The sequence below is a fragment of the Geoalkalibacter sp. genome (assembly GCF_030604225.1).
In the GTDB taxonomy this organism is placed as follows: Bacteria; Desulfobacterota; Desulfuromonadia; order Desulfuromonadales; family Geoalkalibacteraceae; genus Geoalkalibacter.
Window position 1 is genome coordinate 1 of record NZ_JAUVWH010000162.1, and the last position, 5772, is coordinate 5772.

The window sequence follows — 5772 nt, forward strand, 5'->3', positions numbered from 1 at the left end:
ATAGAGGCTGTCCGATTCCAGGCGCGCCGCCTCGAGCATGTCGCGCACGATCGCCTCAAGCCGGGTCCCGCCTTGCAAAATGGCGCCCAGGAGCTGCCGGTCCTCGGTGTCGAGGCGCGCTTCGAGCTTTTGGCCGAGCAGCTGCGTGCCGGAGAGGATGCAGGTCAGCGGGGTGCGCAGCTCATGGGATGCGAGGGCCATGAAGTTGCTTTTCATGCGCTCCAGGCGCGCCAGTTCACGGTTGTGGCGCTGTGCCTGGTCGAGGTTCTCGCGCAGCTGACGGCGTGAGCGTTCCAGCTCGCGGTTGCCGGCCTCGGTGAGGCGGTTCTGCCAGCGCAGGGCCTCGTAGAGTTCGGCTCCCTGGATGGCGCTGCCGACCTGGTGGCCGATGGCTAGCAGCAGGTGAATTTCCTCGCGGCTGAGCACGCGTCGGTCGCGGTTGTAGAGAAACAGCACCCCCACGGTCTGTTCCTGGGCGCGCAGGGGGATGGCCTGGAAGCCACGCCAGCCGGCGCTGCGGATGGCCTGGCTGCGCAGGCGCAGATCATTTTGCAGATCGGCGGAGCCTTGTGGCTGGCCGGTGGCGGCGACGCGCGCGGCCATGCCCGTGCCCGGCGGTACGCGGCGAATATCCTCCAACACTTCGGGTTCGATGTTGCGATGGGCGGCCAGCTGCAGGCTGTTGCCGCCCTGCTGCACCAGAAAGATGCCGCCGCCCTGGGCTTCGAAAACGCCGATGACATCCTCGAGGATGGTTTGCAGCAGTTCGTCGAGGCGGCGGTGCCCAGCGATGCGGCGCGCGATTTCGTTGAGCAGGGTGAGTTCGCGGTTCTTGCGCCGCAGTTGCTGTTCCGCCTGCCGGACGCGGGTCACGTCGCGAATCGCGCCATGGACCACGGGTTCATCGTCGAACCGGCCGAGGCGCGCCTGAACCGCGCCGATCAGCCGCTGACCGTTTTTATGGCGGAAGTGGAGGTTGGGTTCCTCGCCGTAGCCGTCGCGCAGCACCTGGCGCATAAGCCGCAGGTAGCGCCGTTCGTGACGACCGGGAAAGAGCACGGCGAGGGATTGGCCGCGGATCTCCTCGGCACTGTAGCCGAGCATCTCCTCGGCCTGGCGGTTGATCAGCAGCAGCCGCCCGTCTTGCGGATCGATGAAGAAGATGGCGTCGCCGGCATGATCGAGCAGCTGCTGGAAGCGGCGTTGCGCCCGCTCAAGCTCGAGGTCCGCGCCGGCGAGGGATTGCTCCTGGGTGCCGAGCTGTTCCCCCAGGTTGCGCAGGCGACGGCGCTGATGAACCAGCAGCGCGCCCAGCCCGAGGCCCAGCAGCAGGGCAACGCCTTGCGGCAACAGGGCAAGGACGGGTCGGTGGACGGTACGCCGCTCGGTCTCCTGGGCCTGGGCCGCGGGAGAAAAAACAGCAAAGGCGGCCATCAGCAGGACTGCCGGCAGCCATTTGCGCGAATTGTGCGATGCTCTGGCGATCATGACGTCCCCTGGCAGGTGAGGTTGCGGATCGCTGCTGCGAAACTTCAGGTTTTGGGCCGGCCCCGCTCGATCAGGTAACGGCGGATCCATTCCAAGGCCATGCAGGCGCTGAGCTTGCGGATCTGCTCGCGCGTGCCGCTGAAACGATAACCCTTGGCCTGCTCGGCGTCGTTGGCCGAAAGGGCGATGAATACCGTGCCCACCGGTTTTTCCTCGGTGCCGCCGTCGGGACCGGCGATGCCGGTGATCGCCACGCACAGGTCGGTGCGAGTGCTCTGGCGCAGGCCGGTGGCCATGGCGCGGGCACAGGTCTCGCTGACCGCCCCCTGCTCATGGAGGATGCGCTTGGATACGCCGAGCCAATCGTTTTTGGCCTGATTGGAATAGGTCACCGCGCCGCGGTCGAGAAATGCCGAGGCCCCGGGAATATCGGTGAGCCAGGCCGCCACCAGGCCGCCGGTGCAGGATTCGGCCAGCGACAGGCTCAGGCCGCTGGCGGTGAGCAGCCGCGCCACCGTCTGCGCCAGGGTTTCGCGGCCCCGCGCGACGATGAACTCACCCAGACGGCGTTGCGTGATGACTTCGGCCTGGTCGAGCCGCTCCTCGGCGTCCTCGCCGCGGGCGCGCAGCTTGAGGTGCACCAGGGGAAAATCGACGCCGAAGCCGACCCTCACGCCCTCCGGCATTGTGAGTCCGGCCAGCAGGCTTTCGATGCGCGGCTCGGAGAGACCGAAGATCTTGAGCATCCGCTCGCACTGCGGCGGCTGCCCGCCGCTCAGCGCCTCCAGGCGCGGCAGCAGTTCGATTTCGGCCATGGCCTGCATCTCCACCGGCACTCCGGGGAAGAACAGCAGCCGGCAGCGCCCTTCGCGAAGCAGAAAGCCGGGGGCGGTGCCCAGGGGATTGGGCAGCACCGTGCATTTCTGCGGCAGCAAGGCCTGCTTTTCGTTGCGCGGCTCCATCTCCAGGCCTTGGTCGCGGAAAAAGGCGCGGATCAGCGCCAGGGCCTCGTCGTTGAGCACCAGGGGACGGCCAAAAGCCTGGGCCGCGGCGCGGGCGGTGAGGTCGTCGCGGGTCGGACCCAGTCCGCCGGTGACGGCCACGACCTCATGACGACCCGCCAGTTCACGCAGGGCGGCGACGATGGCCGGCTCCTCGTCGGGCACCGCGCGGCTTTCGCGCAGGCGGTAGCCTCGAGCGTTGAGCAACTGCCCGATGGCTGCCGTGTTGGTGTCGGCCAGTTCGCCGTTGAGCAGTTCGTCGCCGATGGCGAGAACCGCGATGTCGAGATCCACACGCGCCTCCGCTGCCAAGAGATTCAACTGATCCATGCCAGGCACAGCCGCAGGGCCAGGGCCGCGTGGATGCCCGCCGCGACGTCGTCGAGCACGACGCCGACGCCGTTCTTCATGCGCCGGTCGCACCAGCTGGCGGGCCAAATCTTGACCACGTCGAAGAACCGGAAAAATACAAAGCCGAGCAGCGCCGTGGTCCAGGAAAAGGGCAAAAACGCCACGGTGACAAGATAGCCCACCAGTTCGTCGATGACAATGCGCCGATCATCGACCACGCCATAAAGACGCCCGGCCCCGGCGGCGACCCAGCAGGCCAGAAACAGCAGGGCGACCCAGGTCAGGGCGTAGAGGGGAGCGGACAGCCGCGCCAGCAGCCAGAAGGCGGGAATCCCCGCGAGGGTGCCGACGGTGCCCGGCGCCCAGGGAAAATAGCCGAGCCCGCCGTTGCTGGAGAGCAGCAGAATCAGGCGCTGTTCCAGGGTGCGCGCGGTCTTCATCGCCGCTCCCGGAAAAGGTCGTCGGCGGCGCGCTCCACCAGCCGGTAGACTTCAGGCAGGGGCCGGCCGCTGGCCTGGGCGAGACGGCGGCAGCTTTCGTACTCGGCGCTGACGCGCAGCAGCCTGCCGTCCCGGCGCAGCAGCTTGACCGCCGCCGGGCCCAGGGGGGTTTCGACCTGGGCGGCTTCGCGTTGCAGCTTGACGCGCTCGGTGAGGGAGCGGCGCACGCCGATGGCGCTGCACTCGCGCAACAATCGCTCCGCCAGGGCCGCGCCGTCCGGCGGGGCGGCGATGACGCGCACGCCGACGCCGGGGCGGTTTTTCTTCATGTGCAGGGGCAGGAAGGCGACATCCAGGGCGCCCGCCGCGAGGAGATCCTCCATCAGCGCCCCGAGCCATTCGGGATTGGCGTCGTCGAGATGGGTTTCGAGCACCTCGACCTGATCGCACTCGCCACCCGCGGCGCAGCTTTCGCCGAGAATGCCGCGCAGCAGGTTGGGGCGATCGTCAAGCTGGCGGCTGCCCACGCCGTAGCCGCCGCGCCGCACGCGCATGGCCGGCAGCGGTGCGAAGCGCGCGATTTCGGCGGCGATCGCCGCGCCCGTCGGGGTGACCAGCTCGGCTTCGCAGCGGCCGTCGATCACCGGAACGCCCTTAAGGATTTCCACCGTCGCCGGTGCCGGCAGGGGAAAATTGCCGTGGGCGCAGCGCACGAAGCCCTGGCTCAAGGGCAAGGGACCACAGATTACCTCGTCGACACCGAGGGCGAGCAGGCCGGCGGCGGCGCCGACGATATCGACGATGGAATCGAGGGCGCCGACCTCGTGGAAATGCACCTCTTCCAAGGCGATGCCGTGTACCTTGGCTTCCGCCGCGCCGATGCGGCGGAAGATGCGCCGCGCCAGGGCCGCCGTTTCCGCGGGCAGGGCGGCGGCGGCGAGCATGCGGTCGATGTCAAGCCAGGTGCGGTGGTGATGGGTTTCCGCGCATTCGACCCGCAGACGGGTGCCGGCGATGCCCTGGCGGCGCTCCTGGGCGGCGCTCAGCCGCCAGCCGGCGACGGGCAGGGCGGCAAGGGCGGTTTCCAACGTGGCGAGGGGCACGCCGAAATCGACCAGCAGGCCGAGGAACATATCGCCGGAGATGCCGGCGAAGGGATCGAGATAGAGGATGTTCATGGCGTCTCGCCGCGGTTGATGCGGTGGGCGGCATAGGCCGCGCCGAAGCCGTTGTCGATGTTGACCACGGTGATGCCCGCAGCGCAGGAATTGAGCATGCCGAGCAGCGCCGCCACCCCGCCGAAGGCCGCGCCGTAGCCCACGGAGGTCGGCACGGCGATGACCGGTGCGGCGACCAGCCCGCCGACCACCGAGGGCAGCGCCCCTTCCATGCCGGCGACGACGATGATCACCGCGGCGCGCCGCAGCACCTCGGCACGGGCGAAGAGCCGGTGCAGGCCGGCGACGCCCACATCCACCAGTTCCTCGACCTCGTGGCCGAGCAGTCGGGCGGTGACGGCGGCTTCGCGCGCCACGGGCAGGTCGGAGGTGCCGGCGGCGACCACCGCGATGGTGCCGCGCCCGGCCGTGGCCACGGCTTTCTGCACCAGGGTGAAGGTGCGACCGTCGGGATCGAACCGGCCGCTGGGATGACGGGCGAGCAGCGCCGCGCCCTTGGCCGCGTCGAGGCGGGTGACGAGGATGTTGCCGCCGCGCTCCTGCATGCGCGCGACGATGGCTTCCAGCTGGGCGATGGTCTTGCCCTCGCCGAACACCACTTCGGGCGCGCCCTGGCGCAGTTCGCGGTGGTGATCGATCATGGCCACGCCGATGTCCTCGAAGGGCAGGCGTTGCAGGCGGTCCAGGGCCTGGTCGAGGCTGACGCGGCCCTCTTGCAGGGCGCCGAGCAAATCCTTGAGTTCGGTGCGGTTCATGAGGGCCTTTCCGTGCCGGGTCCGCCATCGCGGGGTTGCAGGTGACGCGCGAGAAAGCGCTCGAAAATCCGGGCGGCCAGGGCATCGCGCGGCCCGCCGCCGGCCAGCAGTTCGGCGTGCAGCAGCAGGGGGTCGGCGAGGGTGAGCCGCTCTGCTTGCGGCGTGGCGCGCCCGCCCAGGGCATGGAGCAGGCACACCTCACCCTGGGGATCGGGGACCAGTCGCAGGCGCAGCATGATGGCCAGGGGATCGCCCTTGACGTGGAGACTCGCCTGGCGGGGCTGGCTGCCTTCCAGAGCCAGGGCGGCGCCCAATTCTCCGCCGATCTGGATTTGGCCGTGCAGCTGCTGCTGGCGGATCAACTCCGGCAGGGTACCGACGCCCAGCTCTCCGAGGGGACGGCAATGCTCGACCAGCAGCTTGGGGCGCAGTCGCTCCAGGTAGCCGATTTCCCAGCGCCGGAACAGATCGAGGCGGTTGCGCAGGCGGCGCTTGCCCGTTTCGTCCTCGAAGCTGTAGCCGCGCTCGGCGAGTTCCTTGAGGACCGGACCGACCGCCC

The 5772-nt window shown here is 69.1% G+C and carries 6 protein-coding genes; all 6 read right to left on the bottom strand.

Annotated elements, in window-relative coordinates; all coding sequences use genetic code 11:
- Positions 1-1488, bottom strand: a 1488-nt coding sequence (locus QAT43_RS13770) for a PAS domain S-box protein (RefSeq protein WP_305043662.1), incomplete at its 3' end; no start/stop codon positions are given.
- A 44-nt stretch (positions 1489-1532) separates the two neighbouring features.
- Positions 1533-2783 carry a CinA family nicotinamide mononucleotide deamidase-related protein gene (locus QAT43_RS13775; RefSeq protein ID WP_305043663.1) on the bottom strand — a complete coding sequence of 417 codons (1251 nt, stop codon included), beginning with the start codon at positions 2781-2783 and terminating at the stop codon, positions 1533-1535.
- Positions 2784-2806: 23 nt separating this feature from the next.
- On the bottom strand, positions 2807-3280 hold the full coding sequence (locus QAT43_RS13780) for a phosphatidylglycerophosphatase A family protein (protein ID WP_305043664.1): 474 nt from the start codon (positions 3278-3280) through the stop codon (positions 2807-2809).
- Positions 3277-4458: a nickel pincer cofactor biosynthesis protein LarC gene (larC, locus tag QAT43_RS13785; protein WP_305043665.1), complete on the bottom strand. Its 1182-nt coding sequence runs from the start codon at positions 4456-4458 to the stop codon at positions 3277-3279. The genes QAT43_RS13780 and larC overlap by 4 nt, the downstream gene beginning before the upstream one ends.
- Positions 4455-5213, bottom strand: coding sequence for a nickel pincer cofactor biosynthesis protein LarB (gene larB, locus QAT43_RS13790; RefSeq protein ID WP_305043666.1), 759 nt, complete (start codon positions 5211-5213; stop codon positions 4455-4457). Before larB ends, larC begins: the two co-directional genes overlap by 4 nt.
- Positions 5210-5772, bottom strand: a 563-nt coding sequence (locus QAT43_RS13795) for a type IV toxin-antitoxin system AbiEi family antitoxin (RefSeq protein WP_305043667.1), incomplete at its 5' end; no start/stop codon positions are given. The genes larB and QAT43_RS13795, both read right to left, overlap by 4 nt.

What these genes read in the sequence shown, in the direction of transcription:
- QAT43_RS13780 (WP_305043664.1), bottom strand. Translation starts at nt 3,280, where the DNA reads ATGAAGACCGCGCGCACCCTGGAACAGCGCCTGATTCTGCTGCTCTCC.
- larB (WP_305043666.1), bottom strand. Translation starts at nt 5,213, where the DNA reads ATGAACCGCACCGAACTCAAGGATTTGCTCGGCGCCCTGCAAGAGGGC.
- larC (WP_305043665.1), bottom strand. Translation starts at nt 4,458, where the DNA reads ATGAACATCCTCTATCTCGATCCCTTCGCCGGCATCTCCGGCGATATG.